The organism is Cellulomonas sp. McL0606 (genome assembly GCF_058248365.1).
The window spans coordinates 1,781,667-1,801,158 of sequence record NZ_CM177779.1; the positions used below are offsets into that span (position 1 = coordinate 1,781,667).

Genomic DNA, 19,492 nt, shown 5'->3' on the forward strand with positions numbered 1-19,492 from the left:
CATCATGTCGCGGCGTGCGCCGCCGTGCGCGTCGTCGTCGGCTCGCGTCGCCCGATCAGTGCACGTGCAGGCATGAGCCGGTCGAGGCCGACGAGCGCCAGCCCGAGCACCCAGAAGCCCACGCCGTAGAGCAGCACGTTCAGCAGCAGGCCGCCGTAGCCGAGCTCGGAGACGTCGATGAACCCGTACGGGTAGGGGCTGCCGGGACTGACGACGCCGCGGACGGTGGTGAAGGCGCAGTACGCCACGGGGTAGGCGAGCCACCAGGTGGCGTTGCGGATGCGCAGCCGCCGGTGGGGAACCATCAGCAGGAAGTGCACGAACGCGGCGATGGGCGTCAACCGGTGCACCAGCTGGTCGTGCGTGAGGCCGAGGGCGATGACCTCCTGACCAGGTGGGGCCGGGTCGAGGATCAGGTACGAGACGAGTCCGGTGATCAGCAGGAAGAGCGTCACCGCACCCCACAGCCACGGCGGGGGTTCCGTCGTGCGCGCCAGGACTGCGATGCCGCCCCAGAGCATCACCACCGCCAGCAGCAGGTTCGACTGGTTGGTGAAGTAGACGTAGTCCTCGAGGTCGAGGCGCAGGCCGTGGCTCGGCGTCCAGAACAGTGCGACGAACGTGATCGCTGCCAGTGCGAGGCGGTAGACCCCGACGACGACTCCCATGACTGCCCTCCTGGCCGCGCCGGCGGCGCTGCCGGCCCGCGCAACCTACATCGCCGGGGTTCACCGTCGGCGGATTGACAGTGCCGCGGGTGTCAGCGTGTACTGAGATACTTCGAACAGTTGTTCGATCTGGCTCCGTTTTTTGTACGGTCGCGACGAGATTCGTGACGAGGTCTCGCGACGAGGGAGGTGCGCCGATGTCCGCCGGAACGATGACCCGGGACGACCGGGTCCGGCTCGCTCGCGCAGCCCTCGCGCGCGCCGAGGAGCGGACCGGCGCGCGCAGCGTGCTGCCCATCGGCGCGCGTCCGGAGGCTCCCGTAGTGACGTTGGTCCCGGCAGTGCCGGAACCCGAGCCCGCCGCCCCGCACGCGGGGATCCTCACCACCGAGCGGCCGCCGATGGCCGTGCCGCCCGCGCTGGTCCCGCTCCTGCCCGAGGGGCTGCGCCGGGGTGCGACGACCGTGGTGAGCGGGTCCACGTCGCTCGTGCTCGCCCTGCTCGCGCACGCGTGCGCCGGTGGGGCGTGGGCGGCCGTCGTCGGCCAGCCGACCGTCGGGCTGCTCGCCGCCGCGCAGGCCGGCGTCTCGCTCGAGCGGCTTGCCGTGGTGCCGCGGCCCGGGCTGGAGTCGCCGACCGTGCTCGCGGCGCTGCTGGACGGGGTGGACGTGGTGGTCGTCGGACCGCAGGTCTCGCTCACCGACGCCGACCGCAGGCGCCTGTCCTCCCGCGCGCGGGACCGGGGGTCGGTGCTGCTGTCGACCGCCGACTGGCCCGGGGCGGGTGTGGTGCTCACCGTCGAGCGGGGTCGGTGGACCGGGGTGGACGCGGGCGAGGGGCGACTGCGGACCCACGAGATCCGGGTGGCGCGGACCGGTCGGGGCAGCGCCGCCGTGCCGCGGTCGCTCGACCTGACGCTGCCGCTGGGGGCGCAGGAGGCCGTCGTCGTGCCGTCCGGCGAGCCCACCACCGGGCTGAGGCTCGTCGGATGAGCACCCGGACCACGGTGCTGTGGGTGCCCGACTGGCCGGTGGTGGCTGCCGCGGTCACCGAGGAGGTGCCGGCGCACCTGCCGGCTGCGGTGCACGACGGGCAGCGGCTGACCGCGGTGTCCGCCGTCGCCCGGGCCGAGGGGGTGCGGCGCGGGATGCGTCGGAGGCAGGCGCAGGGGATCTGCCCCGAGCTGGTCCTGCTGGCCGCCGACGACACCCGCGACGTGCGCATGTTCGAGCCGGTCGCGGCTGCCGCGGAGACCGTCGTGGCGGGCATCGAGGTGGTGCGCGCGGGGATGCTCCTGCTGCCCGCGGGGGGCGCCAGCCGGTACCACGGGTCCGAGGAGGCGCTCGCGGAGCTGCTGGTCGACGCGGTGGCAGCCCGCTCGGGGCACGAGTGCGCGGTGGGCACCGCGGACGGGCTGCTGGCCGCCGTCCTGGCCACCCGGTCGGGCGCGGTGGTGCCACCCGGGCAGTCGCCGGCCTACCTCGCACGGCACGGCGTGACCGAGCTGGTGCACGCCGCGGTCACCGACGAGGCGGCGGCCGCGGTGACGGACCTGGTGGACCTGCTGCACCGGCTCGGGCTGCGCACCCTCGGGCAGCTCGCCGCCCTGCCGCCCACCGACGTGCACGCCCGGTTCGGTCGCCTGGGTGCCTGGGCGCAGCTGCTGGCGCGGGGGGACGACGAGCGGCCCCCGGCACGGCGCCGGCCCGAGGCGGACCTCGAGGTGTCCACCGAGCTGGACCCGCCGCTCGACCGGGTCGACTCGGCCACCTTCGCCGGTCGACGGCTGGCCGAGGAGCTGCACGAGCTGCTGGTCCAGCACTCCGTGACGTGCGGCCGCCTGCAGATCTCCGCCCGCACCGACGAGGGCGAGGACCTCGTCCGCACCTGGCGCACCGACCTCGGCGGCTGGGGCGGTCTGACTCCCGCGCGCATCACGGACCGGATCCGTTGGCAGCTGGAGGGCTGGCTGGCCGCCACCGCCGTCCAGACCGCTCGCAGCCGTTCCCTGGACGACCCGGCCGGCCGCGCGCGGTCGGCGGCCGCTCGGGCGTCGGTCGCGTCCGGCAAGGACCCCTGGGCGCACGACGACCTGCCGGTGGACCCGTGGCCCGACGACTCCCGTCCTGTCACGCTCGTGCACCTCGCCGTCAGCGCCCTGGACGTCGCGCCGGCGGGGGCCGAGCAGGGGCGACTCTGGGGCGGACCGTCGGGCGGTGACCTGCGTGCGCACCGGGCCCTGGACCGGGTGCAGGGGATCGTCGGCGGGTCGGGGATCCTCGTCGCGACGCTGCAGGGCGGTCGGGACGTCCGCGACCAGGTGCACCTGCGGCCGTGGGGTGAGCAGACCGAGCCCGCACGTCCGGTGGACCGCCCCTGGCCCGGACGGCTGCCCGACCCCGCACCGGCCACGGTCCTGGACCCGCCCGAGCGCGTCGAGGTGCGGGACGTCGCCGGGGTGCCGGTGCTGCTCGACGTGCGCGCGGGGATGACGGGAGAGCCGGCGTGGGTGCGGTGGCTGCCCCGCCAGGACGACGTCGCGGCACCGCGTGCGCCGGGTCGGCGACCGGGTGAGTGGTCGAGCGTGCGCCGGGACGGGCGCTCCGCAGGCAGGCGCTTCGGTGACGCGCTGTTCGGCGGTGACGCGCTGTTCGGCGATGACGCAGTGTTCGGCGAGGACGTGCGGTCCGGCGACGACGTGCGCTCCGTCGTCGGGTGGGCCGGCCCGTGGCTGCTGAGCGAGCGGTGGTGGACCGACGACCGCCCCGGACTGCGGGCGCACGTGCAGGTGACGTTCGAGGACGGTCGCGCGGTGCTGCTCGCCTGCACGACGACCGGATGGACGTGCGAGGCGACCTATGACTGAGGGTCTGCGATACGCCGAGCTCCACGCGCACACGGCGTTCAGCTTCCTGGACGGTGCGAGCCAGCCAGAGGAACTCGCCGCGGAGGCGTCCCGGCTCGGGCTGCGGGCGCTCGCGGTCACCGACCACGACGGGCTGTACGGCGTGGTCCGGTTCTCCCAGGCCGCTCGCGCGGTCGGCCTGCCCACGGTTTTCGGTGCGGAGCTGCACCTGCCGGCCCCGGATGGCCGTCGTCACCCGAGGGAGACACGGGTGACCCCCGGGCCGCCCGTGCTCGACCTGCCGACGGGCGTCCCGGACCCCCGCGCGTCGCACCTGCTGGTCCTCGCGCGCGGTGCCGACGGGTACCGCGCGCTGTCCCGCGCGATCGCGGAGGCACACCTGCGGACCGGGAAGAAGGGCGCTGCCGACTACCGCCTGGAGGAACTCGCCGCGACGGCCGCCGGGCAGTGGCTGGTGCTCACGGGCTGCCGGAAGGGGTCGGTCCGGCGGGCGCTCGCAGGCGGCGACCCGTCGGGGGTCGCCGGGGTCGGCGCCTCGGGCGTCCAGGCCGCACGCAGGGAGCTGGACCGGCTCGTCGCCCTGTTCGGCCGGGACAACGTGGCGGTCGAGACGACGGCGGCGGGGGACCCGTACGACGCCGAGCGCGCGGACGCCCTGGCGCTCCTCGCGGCCGAGGCCGGTCTCCCGCTCGTGGCCACCGGGAACGTCCACTACGCCACCCCGCGCGACGCGGACCTCGCCGCCGCGCTCGCCGCCGTCCGCGCGCGGTCCTCGCTGGAGGACCTCGACGGCTGGCTGCCAGGCGGGCCGAGCGCGCACCTGCGGTCTGCCGCCGAGATGCTCGCGCTGCATCGTCGGCACCCGTCGGCCGTCGGCACGGCGGCGGCCCTGGCGGACGAGTGCGCGTTCGACCTGTCCCTCGTCGCGCCGAACCTGCCGCCCTATCCGGTGCCCCCCGGACACACCGAGGCGACCTGGTTGCGCACGCTTGTACAACAAGGCGCCATGGAGCTGTACGGGCCGCCGGAGAAGGAGCGCGTGCCCGGTGCCTACGCACAGCTGGCGCACGAGCTGCGGGTGATCGAGGACCTCGGGTTCCCGGGCTACTTCCTGGTCGTCTACGACCTGGTCGACTTCTGCCGTCGCAACGGGATCATGGCGCAGGGTCGCGGCTCCGCGGCCAACTCGGCGGTCTGCTACGCGCTGCGGGTCACCGCGGTCGACGCCGTGCGGCACGGGTTGCTCTTCGAGCGGTTCCTCGCCCCGGAGCGCGACGGACCGCCGGACATCGACGTCGACATCGAGTCGGCGCGCCGCGAGGAGGTCATCCAGTACGTGTACGAGAAGCACGGCCGGTCGCACGCGGCGCAGGTGGCCAACGTCATCTCGTACCGGCCGCGGTCGGCGGTGCGGGACGCCGCGCGCGCGCTCGGGTACGACGCGGGGCAGCAGGACGCGTGGGCGTCGTCGATCGAGCGCTGGGGGAGCCTGCACCCGGCGGCGCCCGCGTTGCCCGCCGAGCCGGAGCGCCCGTCGAGCACGCGCCGGCGGCCTCACGTCGGACACGTCGGTCCGGTGCCCGAGCAGCCCACGAGCGTGGTCACGCAGCGCGAGGAGCGCACCCGGACGCGAGCGGCGATGTGGGGCAACACGTGGGAGCCGCCCGCGGTGCTGCGCGCACCGCCTGCGGGTGCACGGGGCGTCGGTGGCGCGCCCGGCCAGGGCGGCGCTCTGCTCGCGCGCGCCGCGAAGGGGCACGACACGCCTGGCCTGGCCACCGCGGACGGGCATGACGTCGTCCCGACGGTGCTTCCTCCGTCGGCGAGCGACCTGGACGAGATCCCCGAGCAGGTCATCGACCTGGCGGACCGGTTCCTTCGCCTTCCCCGGCACCTGGGCATCCACTCCGGCGGCATGGTGATGTGCGACCGGCCGGTGATCGAGGTGTGCCCGGTGGAGTGGGCGCGGATGCCGGGCCGCACGGTGCTGCAGTGGGACAAGGAGGACTGCGCGGACGCCGGGCTGGTGAAGTTCGACCTGCTCGGGCTCGGCATGCTCACCGCGTTGCGCATCGGGTTCACGTCCGTCACGGAGCACGAGGGCGAGGTGCTCGACCTGCACGGGCTGCCCGCGGAGGACCCACGGGTGTACGACCTGCTCAGCGCGGCGGACACGGTCGGGGTGTTCCAGGTGGAGTCGCGGGCGCAGATGGGCACGCTGCCCCGCCTGCAGCCGCGTACGTTCTACGACATCGTCATCGAGGTCGCGCTCATCCGCCCCGGCCCGATCCAGGGCGGCTCGGTGCACCCGTACATCGAGCGCGCGCACGGTCGGCAGCCGGTCACCTACCTGCACCCGCTGCTCGAGAAGTCGCTGGCCAAGACCAAGGGTGTCCCGCTGTTCCAGGAGCAGCTCATGCAGATGGCCATCGACGTGGCGGACTTCACGCCGGCCGAGGCGGACCAGCTGCGGCGCGCGATGGGGTCCAAGCGGTCGACCGAACGGATGGAGGCGCTCAAGGGGCGGCTCCTCGACGGGATGGCCGGGCACGGGATCGACGAGGAGACGGGCGAGGAGATCTTCGAGAAGCTCCGGGCGTTCGCCGACTTCGGGTTCCCGGAGTCGCACGCGTACTCGTTCGCGTTCCTCGTCTACGCCAGCGCGTGGCTGAAGGTCTACCACCCGGCTGCGTTCTATGCGGGGTTGCTGGCGGCGCAGCCGATGGGGTTCTACTCGCCGCAGTCGCTCGCCGCGGACGCCCGTCGGCACGGCCTCGAGGTGCTCCGACCGGACATCCAGGTCTCGGACGTGCAGGCGTGCGTCGAACGTCTGGGCCCGACACCGCCCGACGGGGAGCCGCGGCTGGTCCCGACCCCCAGCGGCACCGGGCCGGTCACCGCACCGGGTGTGCGCACCGGCGCCGGGTCGGACCGGCCGCGGTCGCTGGCCGTCCGGCTCGGCCTGGCCTCGGTCCGGTCCGTGGGAGAGGACGTGGCGCAGCGGATCGTCGACGAACGCCGCGCGCACGGCCCGTTCGCCGACCTGCGCCAGCTGGTCCGTCGCGTCCAGCTGTCCACCGCGCAGCTCGAGGCCCTGGCCACGTCGGGTGCGCTCGACAGCCTGGACGTCACGCGCCGCGAGGCCCTGTGGGCGGCGGGCGCGCTGGCTCAGGAGGGGCCGGACACGCTGCCGGGGGTCTCGGTCGGGGTGAGCGCGCCGATGCTGCCGGGGCTGAGCGACGTCGAGATCGCCACGGCGGACGTCTGGGCGACGGGCGTGTCCGTCGACTCCTATCCCACGCAGTTCGTGCGCGAGGGGCTGGACGCCGCCGGGGTCATCCGCGTGCAGGAGGCGTACACCCACGAGCTCGGCCGCCGGGTGGCCGTCGCCGGTGTCGTCACGCACCGGCAGCGCCCGGGCACGGCCGGAGGCATCACGTTCCTGTCGCTGGAGGACGAGACCGGGCTGCTCAACATCATCTGCTCGGCAGGCCTGTGGCAACGGTTCCGCAAGGTGGCCCGCACATCCCGCGCGCTGGTGGTCCGGGGACGGCTGGAACGTTCCGACGGAGCGACCAACCTGGTGGCCGAGCACCTGGTGCCCATGTCGCTGCGGGTCCGGACGACCTCCCGCGACTTCCACTGAGGCCGGTCAGACCTCGTGCACCGGCTCGTCGTCCTCGATCTGCTCGACCTCGTCCACCGGGCCGTCGCCGTCGTCGGCAGGGGTCTCGGTATCCATCGGAGGATCGAGCGTCCGCAATCGCGAGAAGACCGCCCAGCAGACCGCCACGAGCGGCACGGCGATCACGGCGCCCAGGATGCCGAAGGTCAAGGTCCCCGCCGTCACGGACAGGGCGATGACCACCGGGTGCAGCCGCACCTGTCGACCCATGATGAACGGCTGGAAGATGTGCCCCTCGAGCTGTCCGATCAGGGCGATGCCGACGCCGACCAGAGCGGCATTGAGCAGCCCGTTGGCCGCCAGCGCGACGACCATGGCGACGATCATGGCCGCAGGGGCACCGACGAGCGGGATGAACGCGCCGACCAGGACCAGCACCGCCAGCGGCGCTGCGAGCGGCACGCCCAGGGCGAGCAGCAGGATGAACGCGAGCACGCTGTCGGTGAGCGCGATGAGCACCGTGCCGCGCGTGTACCCGGAGAACGTGTACCAGCCGGCGCCGGCCGCCATCTGCCAGGTGCCCCGGACACGGGATGGCAGCTGGTTGAGGAACCACGTCCACATGTCGCGGCCGCGCGAGAGGAAGAACACGGTGCAGAAGATCGCCAGAGCGATGGCCGTGAAGATCTCGACCACGGAGCCCGCGCCGGCCGCGGCCTGACTGGCGAGGTCCCCGGCGTGGTCCTGGACCCATTTCTGCCCGTTGCTGATCCACGTCGCTATCTGGTCGTTCGTGATGGTGAACGGCAAGCTGCCGCTCTCGAGATAGTCGGTGATCTGCTTCAGGCCGTCGCCGAACTGCTTGGTCAGGTCGGTCCACTGGTTGGCGATCGAGTAGGCCACATACGCGATCAGACCGATGAAGAGGAAGAACCCGCCGAAGATCGCCAACGCCGTCGACAGCCCGCGTGGCAGGAATCGACTGAGGAAGTCGACGATCGGACGGAGCACCGCGGTGAACACGAAGGCGATGAACAGGGCGATGAAGAGGAGCATCACCTTGCCGACGACGAAGAAGATGAGTCCCACCATCAGGATCACGATCAGCAGCCGCCAGGAGACACCCGCGGAGTTGCGCAGCCAGCGCGGGCTGTGTGCTCCACGCCGTAGACGGCCGGGTTGCGACGCGCACCGGCCACCTTGCGCGCGGCCGGCCCCGGTCCACGTCCCGGCGTCTGGCTCGCGTCCGTCATCAGGCTCCTTGCATCCTCGGCACCCCTGTCCCTGTCTCGCGCACAGTCTGCACCGGGAGGCCGATGCGTGCCTGCCAGCCGCGCCGTGCTATCTTTTCTGCCGCACCTGAGGGCGCCTCCGGGTGTCTCACGGTCCACCTGTCCGGGTGGCGGAATGGCAGACGCGCTAGCTTGAGGTGCTAGTGCCCTAACGGGCGTGGGGGTTCAAGTCCCCCTCCGGACACTCGTTGAGACAGCGACGAACAAGGCCCTGACCAGCAGAGATGCGGGTCGGGGCCTTCTTCGTCCCGTGCAGCTGCGGCGAAGCGCCTCAGTCCCTCGTCCCGGTCGGCACCTGGTCGGTCACGTCCTCGTAGGCGCGCGCGGCCAGGGCCCCGGCCGGCGCGTAGATGAGGCGCACGACGCCGGTGGGGAACACGTCCGAGCGCAGGAGCGTCAGCGGGTAGACCGGCTCGCCCTCGTCGAACAGGCGCTCGCCGTGCCGGGCCGCGACCGGGTGGACCAGGAGGCGCAGCTCGTCGAGGAGCCCGACGGCGAGCAGCTGGCGGACCACGGAGATCGATCCGGGGACCAGGATCTTGCCGGGCGCCTTCTTCAGCTCGGTCACCGCCTCGACGAGGTCGCCCTCGACGCGTTCGGCGTTGCGCCAGCCGAGCTCCTGCGAGCCGCGGGTCGCGACGACCTTGCGCACGTCGCCCAGGGTCACCGCGAGCGGTGCATCCTCGCCTCCGGCGGTCTCGCGGTCGGGCCAGGCGCCGGCGAAGCTGTCGTACGTCACGCGCCCGAGCAGCAGGACGTCGACGTCCTCGTAGTCCTCGCCCACCGCGGCGCCCATATTCGCGTCGAAGTACGGGAAGTGCCACGCGGGGTCGATCTCGACGACGCCGTCGAGCGAGATGAACAAGGTGGAGACGATCGTCGCCATCGGGGTCCTCCGAGGTGGGTGCGGTGGTCGGCCCCACGGTATCCGGGCTGTCGTCCCACGGGGTGGCGGCCTGGCGGCGACCGGGGACGCGAACGAGATCGTGCGCTCGCGGTTCGCGACGGGCGGCGTGACGATGGCTGGGATCCCGAGGAGGCGACATGCCCAAGACCGCACGCTCGGGGGCCGCCAAGCAGAGCGCTCCCGGCCACGTTGCAGCGTTCCGACGGGCAGGCGCAGCGCACCTACGCGCACGCGTACGACGCGGCGATCGAGCAGTACGACGGTGACGAGGAGGCCGCCCACCGGGTCGCCTTCGCAGCGCTCAAGCACACCCACGAGAAGGTCGGCGACAGCTGGCGACCCAAGGAGCGCAGCGGTCCGAGCGACAGGCGCGCGCAGGAGGGCTACGGCTCGACGGCACCGAGCGCGGGCGGCGTGGACGCGAACGCGTCCAAGGCGCACCTGTACGACCTGGCCAAGGAGCTGGACATCGAGGGTCGGTCGACGATGGACAAGAGCCAGCTGGTCGACGCGATCGACAAGGAGAACCAGCGACGAAGCCGCCGGGCACAGTGATGTTCCTCGTGACGCTGCGCCGTTCCGGTCCGCTGTGGCAGGCGGGGCTCCCGCTGGAGGACCAGTCGGGCTTCCCAGAGCACGCCGAGTTCATGGACGGGCTCGTGGCCGGGGGTGTGGTCGTGCTCGGTGGCCCGCTGTCCGACGAGGTCCGTGTGGTCGAGGTGATCGAGGCGCCGTCCGCCGACGCCGTGCGCGCGACGCTCGCCGACGACCCGTGGAGCGGCTCCCACCTGGTGGTCGAGTCGGTGGAGGCCTGGACGATCAGGCTCGACGGACGCTAGTCCGCGAGCTCGCGCAGGACGGCGGTGCGCTCACCGTCGACGTCGCCCGTGTTGACCGTCCCGGCGGGTTCGACGAGCAGGGCGCACACCACGCCGTCGGCCCTCGGGCAGTGCTCGACGCCCCGGGGGACCACGTAGACGTCCTGCGGCCCGAGCTTCGACGTCACCGTCGCGCAGCTGGAGGGTCAGCCGCCCGGACAGGACCAGGAAGAGCTCGTCGGTGTCCGGGTGGCTGTGCCAGACGAACTCGCCGTCGAGCTTGACCACCTTGACGTCGTAGTCGTTCACCGACGCCAGCCGGTGGGGCTGCCACGGCTCCGTGATCGAGTCGAGCGCGTCCTGGATGTTACGCACGGTCGTCATCGCCCGAGCCTACGGGCGACAGCGAGACGAGCGGCGGGACGAGCAGGAGCGGGTCCGCGTCCAGATCGAGCACCTGGGAGCGTGCCGGTGGGGTGTCGACGGACTCGAACCGGACGGTCGCCTCGCGGCCGCGCACGTGCACGACCCACCCGCGGCCCAGGGTGGCGTGCTCGATGTCGAGGCCCGGTCGGGCGTTCTCCGCGGTCAGTGGGCGTGCCTGGGTCGGGTCCTGCGCCGGGAGGTCGAGCGGGTCCGGTTCGACGTCGTGCTCGTCGTCGGCGTCCCAGGGCAGGGTCAGCTGCGCGTGCGCCGACAGGTTGTGGAACGAGACCCCGAGCAGACGCACCGAGTCGGTCAGGCCGGCGGCGAGGGCGGCCTGGTGGGCGGCGGCGCGCAGCTCGGCCGGTTCGGCGGACGGCTGCGCCAGCGTGACCGAGCGTGTGAGCGTGGTGAAGTCCGCGAACCGCACCTTGGCGACGACGGTCCGCGCGCCCCCGCCGTGCGCGGTGAGCCGACGCAGGGCCTCGTCCGTGACGGCGTCGATCGCCGCGCCGATGACCTCCCGGCCGAAGATGTCGGCGGCGAACGTCCGTTCGGCGCCCACGGACTTGCGTTCGGCCCCCGGGGCCACCGGGCGTGGGTCGATCCCGCGCGCGAGGCGGTAGAGGTTCGCGCCCGACGACTCACCGACGGTCATGGTCAGCACGTCCAGCGGCTGGCGCCGCAGGTCCGCGACGGTCCGTGCGTCGAGCCGCTCGAGCGCCGCCGCGGTGGCGGGCCCGATGCCCGGCACCGCGCGCACGGGCAGGGGGAGCAGGAAGTCGTCCTCGTCGGCCGGCTCGACCAGCAGCAGCCCGTCCGGCTTCGCGGCGTCCGACGCGAGCTTGGCGACGAGCTTGGTACGGCCGATGCCGACCGACACCGCGAGACCGGTCAGCGCCCGGATCCGCGCCCGGACGGCGGTCGCGGCGCTCGCGGGGTCGTCCGCGAACGGACCCGCCTCCAGGTCCACGAACGCCTCGTCGATGCTCAGCTGCTCGACGAGCGGCGACAGGGTGGCCAGCTCGGCCATGATCGCCCGCGAGTACGCGCTGTAGGCCTCGAACCGCGGGAACAGCACGGCCGCCGCAGGCGCGAGCCGCCGGGCCCGGCTCATGGGCATCGCCGACCGTGCCCCGGCCTGGCGTGCCTCGTAGGACGCGGTCGACACGACGCCGCGCGGGCCGGTGCCGCCGACCAGCACGGGCTTGCCGCGCAGCGACGGCTTGTCGCGCTGCTCGACGGCGGCGAAGAACGAGTCCGCGTCGGCGTGCAGCACGGTCGCACGGGGGGTGCGCAAGGGGTCGGCCACGGCCCTACTCTGCCGCGACGGCGAGCGCGCGACGGACAGGGACGCCTCAGGCGATGGCGAGCGAGTCGCGCGACCGCAGGTCGTGCAACGCGTTGAGCAGTATCCGGTTGAACGCGACGGGAGCGTGCGCGTTGACGTCGTGCCCCGCGCGCGGGACGACGGTCAGCCGGGCGCCGGGCCGGGCCTCGAGGTAGCGGCGCTCGTCGAGGCGCAGGGGATCGCGGCTGCCGTTGACCAGCCACACCGGGACGGCGGTGCGGCGCAGGTCGGCCAAGGGGGAGTAGCCGGCGAGCGAGGTGAGCATGTCGGTCACGACGTGCCACGTACCGCCCCGCGGACGCAGGGTCTGGGCCACCACGTGGGCGACCCGTCGGTAGGCGCTGACCGGCTTGCCCTTGATCTCGGTGGAGCACCCCGCCAGCACGACGCCGGCGATCTTGCTCTCGTGCTCACGGGTGTACGCGAGGCTCGCGTAGCCGCCCAGCGACAGGCCGACGAGCAGGGGCGGTTCGGTGCAGCTGTCCACCGCGCCGTTGATCGCCTCGATCGCACCCGCGAGGCTGAACCGCTCGCCCGTGCGCGTCCCGTGCCCGGGCAGGTCGATCGCGATCGTCCGGTGCCCGGAGTGCTCCAGCGCATCGACCTGTCGTCGCCAGATGGCCGACGACGTCCGGGTGCCGTGGACCAGGACGATCGGGCGACGGTGGATGGCGAGCTCCCGACCTCGGGCGGCCGACCGGACGGTCAGGGCCTCGCCCACGGTAGTCGACCGTCCTGAGAGTTTCGTGAGAGACCGTCAGACGTGCGGCGCGCAGGCTCCGGTGCCGAAGCTCGGCCAGCCCAGCCAGATCACCCTGCTGGAGCGTGGACACGGACGGGGTCGCGCGCGGGTTCATCAGCTGGGCAGGGTCGTCGACGTGGTCGAGGCCGACGACGTGACCGAGCTCGTGCGTGATCACGCCCAGCGCGGCGTCCGTGCCGTCGGGGGTGGCCAGGATCCCCGTGAGGTCGGGCGCGTCGAGCGTCACCGAACCCGTCACGTAGACCGCCAGGCCGTTGCGCGTGACGGGGGCGGAGCCACCGATGCCGACGGTGTCGCCCGCGAGCGAGGGCGTCTCGTCCGGCGTCGACCAGGCCACCAGGACGGGGGCCCAGCGTTTGCCGTACAGCTCGGGCTCGTAGGCGTCGCGATCGAGGCGAGGCGCTTCCTGGGTGAGCCCGTCGTCGACGAACACCAGGCCGCTCGCGGCCGACATGCGCGCGACGGCGGTCGCGATGAGCTCGGCGCCGTTCGGCGGCCCGCCCTCGGCCCGCACGACGTAGTGGATGGGTCGGCATGGGCTCCACGCGACCGGCCCGATGCCGTCGGGCTGCATCGCCGCGAAAGCGTGGTTCCCGGTGGCCACCATGGTGGCGGCCGGCGGGCTGCCCAGGGGTGTCGCCGACTCCTCGTAGCCCGCGGGCGGCGCCACGTTCTGCTCGATCGACCACCAGCGTCCGCCGACGGCGGTCGACGCCGCGACCAGAAGCGCCATGACGGCGAGGAACCCACGGCTCGGGCCTCGGCGCACGGCGACGGGCGAGCCCAGGAACCGGATGCCGACCTGATCCTCGAGCGGGGGGCGTGGGGCGGGCAGGAGGCTGGTCTGCGGCCCACGACCACGCGCATCGACCCACGGGTTCAACCCGTCCGGGTCTCCACCGCTCACCGCGCGCCTCCCGCTCGTCACCCGGAGGTGCTCCGCATCGAGTGCTCCGGTCTCGCTGAGGATCGCACACGCCCCGTTCCGGCCGCGAGCGGTCGGCTCGGGGCCCGCGAACGTGGGTAGCCTCGGCGCGTGCCGGCCCTGTACATCCCTGCGAACGTGCGCAACGGTGTCGGACGCACCCCGGACGGTGCGGCCTGGCTGTCGCGCCTGCCGGGCCTGGTCACCCGTTCGGCGCAGCGGTGGGGCCTCGTCCTGGGTCGCCCGTTCGAGTCGGGCGCCTCCGGCTGGACGGCTCCGGCGCGGGACGCGGGCGGACGCGACGTGGTGCTGAAGATCGTCTTCCCGCACGACGAGGCTCGCGACGAGGCCGCAGGGCTCCGTGCCTGGCACGGTCGCGGAACCCCGACGCTGCTCGACCACGACCCGGACGACTGGGCGCTGCTGCTCGAACGCGTGCGCCCCGGGACCGCACTGGCCGGCAGCGCCGTCGACCAGCTCGCGATCGGCGCCCGCGTCGCCCGCACCCTGCACGAGTCTGTCGGCACGACCGCGTTGGCGGTCGCGTCGATGGCCGACGTCTGCGCGGGGTGGGCCGATCAGCTCGACCGCCGTGCCGGCCGCCACGGCATCGACGTGCGCGCGGCGGCCGACCTGCTGCGGACGCTGCCGTCCGAGGTCGCGGGCGTCGTGGTGCACGGTGATCTCAACCCGGGCAACATCCTGCGCTCCGGGGCGGACCGCTGGGTGGCGATCGACCCCAAGCCCATGCGTGGCGACCCCGCATTCGACCTGTGGCCCCTGCTGGAGCAGGTCGACGACCCCTTCGTGCACGAGGACGGGGTGCTCGCCGAGCGGGTCGACCTCGTCGCCGCGGTCCTCGGGCTCGACCCGTGGCGGATCGCGGCGTGGGGGGTGGCCCGCGCCACCGAGTCGGCGATGTGGATGTGGGACGTGCTCGGCGACGAGCGCGCCGGCCGGCAAGGGCTCGACCAGGCGCGGACCTGGGCGAGGGTGGCGGGTCGGACGAGGTCCTAGAGGGCGGCCGTGCCCGGCGCATGGACGTGCTCGAACACCAGGCTCGTCTGCGTGTGCGCGACCTCGGGGCGGGTGCTCAGGTGCTCGAGCACGAACCGACGCAGCTCGGGGGAGTCGCGCACCGCGACGTGCACGAGGACGTCGTCGACGCCCGCCAGGACGTACACGTCCCGTACCTCGGGGCGCTGGGCGAGCCGGTGCGCGACGTCGGACAGGCGGGCCCGCGCGGCGGCCTGCAGCCGCACGGCGATCATCGCCTGCAGGCCCCGGCCCACCGCCTCGGGGTTCACCTGGGCGTGGAAGCCGCGCAGCACACCGGACTCCCGCAGTGCTCGGACGCGGGCGTGGCAGGTGGAGGGTGCGACACCCACGAGTGCGGCGAGCTCCTTGTTGGAGATCCGCCCGTCGCGCTCGAGGCTCACGCAGGATGGCGCGGTCGATGTCGTCGAGAGGGGCGCCGCCGCCGAACGTCGTTCGGCCGGAATCGGCCACACGCCCGGTGGGAGAATCAGGTGCGGACATGACGCGAATCTAGCGAATCGTCTACGCAATTGATGCGCCTGCAACAAAGGAAGTTCAGAATTGTCCGCGTCACCCACGACACACCCGGACGGAGCACCACCGATGAAGGTCGGCATCCCCAGCGAGGTCAAGAACCGCGAGTACCGCGTGGCGCTCACGCCGGCCGGCGTCCACCACCTCGTCTCGGCGGGACACCAGGTCCTCGTCCAGGCGGGCGCGGGCACCGGGTCCGCGATCAGCGACGAGCAGTACCTGGCCGCCGGGGCCGCGGTCGTGGGCGATGCGGCCGAGGTCTGGGCGCGCGCGGACCTCGTCTGCAAGGTCAAGGAGCCCGTTCCCGCCGAGTACGGGTACCTGCGTGCCGACCTCGTCCTGTTCACCTACCTGCACCTCGCCGCGGACCGACCGGCTACGGACGCGCTGCTTGCGGCCGGGACCACGTCGATCGCGTACGAGACGGTGCAGCTGCCCGACGGCTCGCTGCCGCTGCTGGCGCCGATGAGCGAGGTCGCGGGCCGGCTCTCCACGCAGGTCGGCGCGTACCACCTGATGAAGAACGAGGGCGGTTCGGGCCTCCTGCTGGGCGGGGTGCCCGGGGTGGACGCGGCCAAGGTCGTGGTGCTCGGCGGCGGCGTGGTCGGGCGGCACGCCGCCGAGATCGCGGTCGGCATGCGCGCGGACGTCGCCGTCCTCGACCTGTCCCTGCCGCGGCTGCGGGAGACCGACACCGTGTTCGGCGGGCGGGTGCGTACCGTCGCCTCGAGCGCGTACGCGATCGAGCGCGAGGTGCTCGACGCCGACCTGGTGATCGGTGCGGTGCTGGTGACCGGGGCGCGCGCGCCGAGGTTGGTCAGCAACGAGCTGGTGTCCCGGATGAAGCCCGGCTCGGTGCTCGTCGACGTCGCCGTGGACCAGGGCGGCTGCTTCGAGGACACGCGGGCGACCACCCACGACGACCCCACGTTCCGGGTGCACGGCTCGGTGTTCTACTGCGTCGCCAACATGCCCGGCGCGGTCCCGGTGACGTCCACCCGTGCCCTGACCAACGTGACGCTGCCGTACCTGTCGGCGCTCGCGGACCTCGGCTGGGAGGCGGCCACCGCCGCCGACCCCGCACTCGCGGCCGGCCTGACCACGCACGCGGGAGCCCTCCGGAACGAGGCGGTCGCGCACGCCCACGGCTACGAGGCGGCGCTCACCGCGTAGCGTCGGCTGCCATGGCGACGGCTCTGGTGATCGGTGGCGGCGGTCAGATCGGTCGGGCGGCGATCCCGGCCCTGCTGGCAGACGGCTGGGACGTCCGCGCCCTCGCGCGGCACGACATGCAGCTCGAGGGCGTCGAGCAGGTTCTCGGCGACCGCGACGACGGTGACGCCCTGGACCGGGCGGTCGGCAGCGGCGTCGACGTCGTGGTCGACGTCGTCGCGTACGACGACCGCCACGTCGAGCCGCTGCTCGCGCGCCGCGACCGGATCGGCTCCGCCGTCGTCGTCTCCAGCGCGGCGGTCTACGTGGACCAGAACGGGCTGGGTTTCGAGACCGACGTCTTCGGCACGTTCCCGGTGCCGATCCCCGAGACCCAGCCGACCGTCGAGCCCGGCCGCGACTCCTACGCCACGGGCAAGGTCGCGCTCGAGCAGGCGTGGCTCGCCTCGCCTGTCCCGACGACGATCCTGCGCCCGGGGGCGATCCATGGGCCCGGCTGCCGGCAGCCGCGCGAGTGGACGTTCGTCAAGCGGGTCCTGGACGGCCGCGACGTGCGCGTGCTGGCCTACGACGGCGAGAACCGTTTCCAGACGACATCCACGGCCGTTCTCGCCGAGCTGGTCCGCCTCGCGGCGGCCCTGCCCGGCGACCGGGTGCTGAACGCGGCCGACCCGGACGCGCCGACGGTCGCCGAGATCGCGCGGACGATCGACGTCGTCATGGGAGCGACGAGTCGGTTGGTCCGCGTCCCCGGTGAACCGGTCGGCGATGTCGGGAGCACCCCATGGGGCGTCCCGGGGCCGCTCGTGCTGGACATGGGTGCGGCCGGACGGGAGCTCGGGTACGTCGCGCCCGGTGCGTATGGCGACACCGTCGGCGCGTGCGTCGAGTGGTTGGTCGAGGAGGTGGCGCACACGGATTGGCGCGAGGCGTTCCCCGGGTTCGCGCGGATGGACCCGACCGGCAGCTTCTTCGCCTACGACGCCGAGGACGAATTCCTTTCCGGCGTCGGCGATGATGAACGCCATGACGACCGAGCTCACCGCTGACAACCCGTTCGCCACCCCGTCGACGCTGCCGTACGGCCTGCCGGACCACGCGCGCATCCGCGAGGAGCACTACCGCCCCGCGCTGCTCGCGGGCATGGCCGAGCAGCGCGCAGAGATCGAGGCGATCGCGGCGAACCCCGACGCGCCGACGGTCGAGAACACCCTCGAGGCGCTCGAGCGCTCGGGTCGGTTGCTGCACCGTGCGGCCACGTCGTTCTTCAACCAGTCCAGCTCGGACTCGTCGCCCGGCCTCGACGCGATCGAGGAGGAGATCTCCCCGCTGCTCGCCGCGCACCACGACGCGATCTACCTGGACGCGCGCCTCTTCGCCCGGGTCGAGACGCTCAAGGCGTCAGCATCGGAGGATCTCGACCCCGACACCGCCTGGCTCCTGGAGCGCACGCAGATCCAGTTCGTCCGATCGGGCGTCGGGCTCGCGCCGGCGGCCCAGGAGCGTCTGCGCGTCCTGAACGGCGAGATCAACTCTCTGGAGACCGCATTCGGCCGCAACCTGCTGGCCGCGACGAACGCCGCCGCCGTCCTGGTGACGCACGAGGGCGAGCTGGACGGACTGGCGCAGGACGCCCGGGTGGCCGCGGCCAAGGCGGCCCGCGACCGCGGCATCGAGCACGGCTGGCTGCTCGAGCTGGAGCTGCCCACGCAGCAGGCGCCGCTCTCGTCGCTGACCGACCGGGCGGTGCGCGAGCGTGTCTTCCGCGCCTCGATCGCCCGCGGCGCCGCGGGTGACGAGCACGACACCCGGGTGACCCTGCTCGGCCTGGCCCGCAAGCGTGCCGAGCGGGCCCGGCTGCTCGGGTACGCCCACCACGCCGAGTACGTCGCCGCGGACGCCACCGCCAAGACCGCCGAGGCCGTCGCCGGCATCCTCGAGCAGCTGGCACCGGCCGCCGTCGCCAACGCGAAGGTCGAGGCCGCCGAGCTGACCGAAGCCCTGACGGCCGAGCACCCGGGTGCCACCCTCGAGCCGTGGGACTGGGCGTTCTACGCCGAGCGGGTCAAGAAGGCGAAGCGCTCGCTGAGCGAGGACCAGCTGCGGCCGTACCTCGAGCTCGAGCGCGTCCTCGCCGACGGGGTGTTCGGGGCCGCGAACGCGCTGTACGGCCTGACGTTCGCCGAGCGGCACGACCTGGTCGGCTACCACCCCGACGTGCGCGTGTTCGAGGTCTTCGACGAGGACGGCATCGGGATCGGCCTGTTCCTGGGCGACTTCTGGACGCGCGAGTCCAAGCGCGGCGGTGCCTGGATGAACAACCTGGTCGACCAGTCGACGCTGCTGGGCGAGCCGGCCGTCGTGGTGAACAACCTCAACATCCCGAAGCCCCCGTCCGGGGAGCCCACGCTCCTGACCTGGGACAACGTGATCACGCTGTTCCACGAGTTCGGTCACGCTCTGCATGGGTTGTTCTCGGCGGTGCGCTGGCCGTCCCAGTCGGGGACCGACGTGCCGCGCGACTTCGTCGAGTACCCGTCCCAGGTCAACGAGATCTGGGCGTGGGAGCCGTCGATCGTCCGGGCGTTCGCCCTGCACCACGAGTCCGGCGAGCCGATGCCGAGCGCCTGGGTGGACACCTTGCTGGCCGCCCGGCAGGACGGCGAGGGCTTCGCGACGACGGAGTACCTGGCGGCCGCGCTGCTCGACCAGGCCTGGTACCGACTCTCGCCCGACGAGGTCCCGACAGACGTCGACGAGGTCGAGGCGTTCGAGGCTGCCGCGCTGGAGCGGGCCGGTGTCGCGTTCGCGCCGGTGCCGCCCCGCTACCGCACCACCTACTTCAACCACATCTTCGGCGGCGGCTACTCGGCGGGCTACTACTCCTACATCTGGTCCGAGGTGCTCGACGCCGACACGGTCGAGTGGTTCCGCGAGAACGGGGGCCTGCAGCGCGCGAGCGGCGACACGTTCCGGGCCAGCTCCTCTCGCGGGGCGGGTCAGTGGACTCGATGGAGCTGTTCCGCGACCTGCGGGGCCGGGACCCCCTGATCGAGCCGCTGCTGGTGCGCCGGGGTCTGACGGCGACCACCTGACGGTCCGGATAGGG

The 19,492-nt window shown here is 73.2% G+C and carries 15 protein-coding genes, 1 tRNA gene and 2 pseudogenes; 10 read left to right on the forward strand and 8 right to left on the reverse strand.

Annotation, left to right across the window (positions count from 1 at the left end):
- Positions 1–2: 2 nt before the first annotated feature.
- Positions 3–668, reverse strand: coding sequence for a Pr6Pr family membrane protein (locus AC38ZX_RS08980; RefSeq protein ID WP_491297019.1), 666 nt, complete (start codon positions 666–668; stop codon positions 3–5).
- Positions 669–865: 197 nt separating this feature from the next.
- Between AC38ZX_RS08980 and imuA' the strand changes: the two genes are divergently transcribed.
- Genes imuA' through AC38ZX_RS08995 form a run of 3 tightly spaced genes read left to right on the forward strand, consistent with a single transcriptional unit; the run spans position 866 to position 7,180 of the window.
- The gene (gene imuA' / locus AC38ZX_RS08985) at positions 866–1,660 is read left to right on the forward strand and encodes a DnaE2-dependent mutagenesis accessory factor ImuA' (RefSeq protein ID WP_491297020.1); all 795 of its coding nucleotides are present in this window, start codon (positions 866–868) and stop codon (positions 1,658–1,660) included.
- Positions 1,657–3,534 (forward strand): DNA polymerase Y family protein, encoded by a 1,878-nt coding sequence (locus AC38ZX_RS08990; protein WP_491297021.1) that lies wholly within the window; start codon positions 1,657–1,659, stop codon positions 3,532–3,534. The genes imuA' and AC38ZX_RS08990 overlap by 4 nt, the downstream gene beginning before the upstream one ends.
- On the forward strand, positions 3,527–7,180 hold the full coding sequence (locus AC38ZX_RS08995; RefSeq protein ID WP_491297022.1) for a PHP domain-containing protein: 3,654 nt from the start codon (positions 3,527–3,529) through the stop codon (positions 7,178–7,180). Before AC38ZX_RS08990 ends, AC38ZX_RS08995 begins: the two co-directional genes overlap by 8 nt.
- A 6-nt stretch (positions 7,181–7,186) precedes the next feature.
- On the opposite strand, the gene AC38ZX_RS09000 is transcribed toward AC38ZX_RS08995, so the two are convergent.
- Complete coding sequence (locus AC38ZX_RS09000; RefSeq protein WP_491297023.1) at positions 7,187–8,251, reverse strand: AI-2E family transporter; 1,065 nt, start codon at positions 8,249–8,251, stop codon at positions 7,187–7,189.
- Between the two features lie 301 nt (positions 8,252–8,552).
- Between AC38ZX_RS09000 and AC38ZX_RS09005 the strand changes: the two genes are divergently transcribed.
- Positions 8,553–8,635: transfer RNA gene (locus AC38ZX_RS09005), tRNA-Leu, on the forward strand.
- A gap of 87 nt (positions 8,636–8,722) precedes the next feature.
- Here AC38ZX_RS09005 and AC38ZX_RS09010 read toward each other — a convergent pair.
- Positions 8,723–9,337, reverse strand: coding sequence for a dihydrofolate reductase family protein (locus AC38ZX_RS09010; protein ID WP_491297024.1), 615 nt, complete (start codon positions 9,335–9,337; stop codon positions 8,723–8,725).
- 210 nt (positions 9,338–9,547) lie between these two features.
- Here AC38ZX_RS09010 and AC38ZX_RS09015 point away from each other — a divergent pair, with 210 nt between their 5' ends.
- On the forward strand, positions 9,548–9,913 hold the full coding sequence (locus AC38ZX_RS09015) for a ChaB family protein (RefSeq protein WP_491297025.1): 366 nt from the start codon (positions 9,548–9,550) through the stop codon (positions 9,911–9,913).
- A gap of 8 nt (positions 9,914–9,921) precedes the next feature.
- Positions 9,922–10,197, forward strand: coding sequence for a hypothetical protein (locus AC38ZX_RS09020; protein WP_426595476.1), 276 nt, complete (start codon positions 9,922–9,924; stop codon positions 10,195–10,197).
- Between the two features lie 30 nt (positions 10,198–10,227).
- On the opposite strand, the gene AC38ZX_RS09025 is transcribed toward AC38ZX_RS09020, so the two are convergent.
- From AC38ZX_RS09025 to AC38ZX_RS09040, 4 genes and pseudogenes are all read right to left on the reverse strand, one after another.
- Positions 10,228–10,560, reverse strand: a complete 333-nt coding sequence (locus AC38ZX_RS09025) for a cupin domain-containing protein (protein WP_491297026.1) — start codon at positions 10,558–10,560, stop codon at positions 10,228–10,230.
- Entirely contained in the window at positions 10,544–11,911 is a 1,368-nt protein-coding gene (locus AC38ZX_RS09030) for a DNA polymerase IV (RefSeq protein ID WP_426595480.1), read from the reverse strand. Before AC38ZX_RS09030 ends, AC38ZX_RS09025 begins: the two co-directional genes overlap by 17 nt.
- A gap of 46 nt (positions 11,912–11,957) precedes the next feature.
- Positions 11,958–12,671 (reverse strand): alpha/beta fold hydrolase, encoded by a 714-nt coding sequence (locus AC38ZX_RS09035; protein ID WP_491297028.1) that lies wholly within the window; start codon positions 12,669–12,671, stop codon positions 11,958–11,960.
- Between the two features lie 127 nt (positions 12,672–12,798).
- A pseudogene (locus AC38ZX_RS09040) lies at positions 12,799–13,446 on the reverse strand (hypothetical protein); the annotation flags it as partial.
- Positions 13,447–13,749: 303 nt separating this feature from the next.
- Between AC38ZX_RS09040 and AC38ZX_RS09045 the strand changes: the two are divergent.
- The gene (locus AC38ZX_RS09045) at positions 13,750–14,655 is read left to right on the forward strand and encodes an aminoglycoside phosphotransferase family protein (protein ID WP_491297029.1); all 906 of its coding nucleotides are present in this window, start codon (positions 13,750–13,752) and stop codon (positions 14,653–14,655) included.
- Here AC38ZX_RS09045 and AC38ZX_RS09050 read toward each other — a convergent pair.
- Positions 14,652–15,077, reverse strand: coding sequence for an Lrp/AsnC family transcriptional regulator (locus tag AC38ZX_RS09050; RefSeq protein ID WP_491297031.1), 426 nt, complete (start codon positions 15,075–15,077; stop codon positions 14,652–14,654). The genes AC38ZX_RS09045 and AC38ZX_RS09050 overlap by 4 nt on opposite strands.
- A 202-nt stretch (positions 15,078–15,279) precedes the next feature.
- On the opposite strand from AC38ZX_RS09050, the gene ald reads away from it, so the two are divergent.
- The 3 genes and pseudogenes from ald to AC38ZX_RS09065 all read left to right on the forward strand — a co-directional run bounded on the left by ald (position 15,280) and on the right by AC38ZX_RS09065 (position 19,478).
- Entirely contained in the window at positions 15,280–16,383 is a 1,104-nt protein-coding gene (ald, locus tag AC38ZX_RS09055; protein ID WP_491297033.1) for an alanine dehydrogenase, read from the forward strand.
- 11 nt (positions 16,384–16,394) lie between these two features.
- A complete protein-coding gene (locus tag AC38ZX_RS09060; RefSeq protein WP_491297034.1) occupies positions 16,395–17,432 on the forward strand; it encodes an NAD-dependent epimerase/dehydratase family protein in 1,038 nt (345 codons plus the stop codon).
- Positions 17,410–19,478 (forward strand): annotated as a pseudogene (locus tag AC38ZX_RS09065) (M3 family metallopeptidase). Before AC38ZX_RS09060 ends, AC38ZX_RS09065 begins: the two are co-directional and overlap by 23 nt.
- Positions 19,479–19,492 lie beyond the last annotated feature (14 nt).

What these genes read in the sequence shown, in the direction of transcription:
- AC38ZX_RS09060 (WP_491297034.1), top strand. Translation starts at nt 16,395, where the DNA reads ATGGCGACGGCTCTGGTGATCGGTGGCGGCGGTCAGATCGGTCGGGCG.
- AC38ZX_RS09000 (WP_491297023.1), bottom strand. Translation starts at nt 8,251, where the DNA reads ATGGTGGGACTCATCTTCTTCGTCGTCGGCAAGGTGATGCTCCTCTTC.
- imuA' (WP_491297020.1), top strand. Translation starts at nt 866, where the DNA reads ATGTCCGCCGGAACGATGACCCGGGACGACCGGGTCCGGCTCGCTCGC.
- ald (WP_491297033.1), top strand. Translation starts at nt 15,280, where the DNA reads ATGAAGGTCGGCATCCCCAGCGAGGTCAAGAACCGCGAGTACCGCGTG.
- AC38ZX_RS08980 (WP_491297019.1), bottom strand. Translation starts at nt 668, where the DNA reads ATGGGAGTCGTCGTCGGGGTCTACCGCCTCGCACTGGCAGCGATCACG.
- AC38ZX_RS08990 (WP_491297021.1), top strand. Translation starts at nt 1,657, where the DNA reads ATGAGCACCCGGACCACGGTGCTGTGGGTGCCCGACTGGCCGGTGGTG.
- AC38ZX_RS08995 (WP_491297022.1), top strand. Translation starts at nt 3,527, where the DNA reads ATGACTGAGGGTCTGCGATACGCCGAGCTCCACGCGCACACGGCGTTC.
- AC38ZX_RS09025 (WP_491297026.1), bottom strand. Translation starts at nt 10,560, where the DNA reads ATGACGACCGTGCGTAACATCCAGGACGCGCTCGACTCGATCACGGAG.
- AC38ZX_RS09010 (WP_491297024.1), bottom strand. Translation starts at nt 9,337, where the DNA reads ATGGCGACGATCGTCTCCACCTTGTTCATCTCGCTCGACGGCGTCGTC.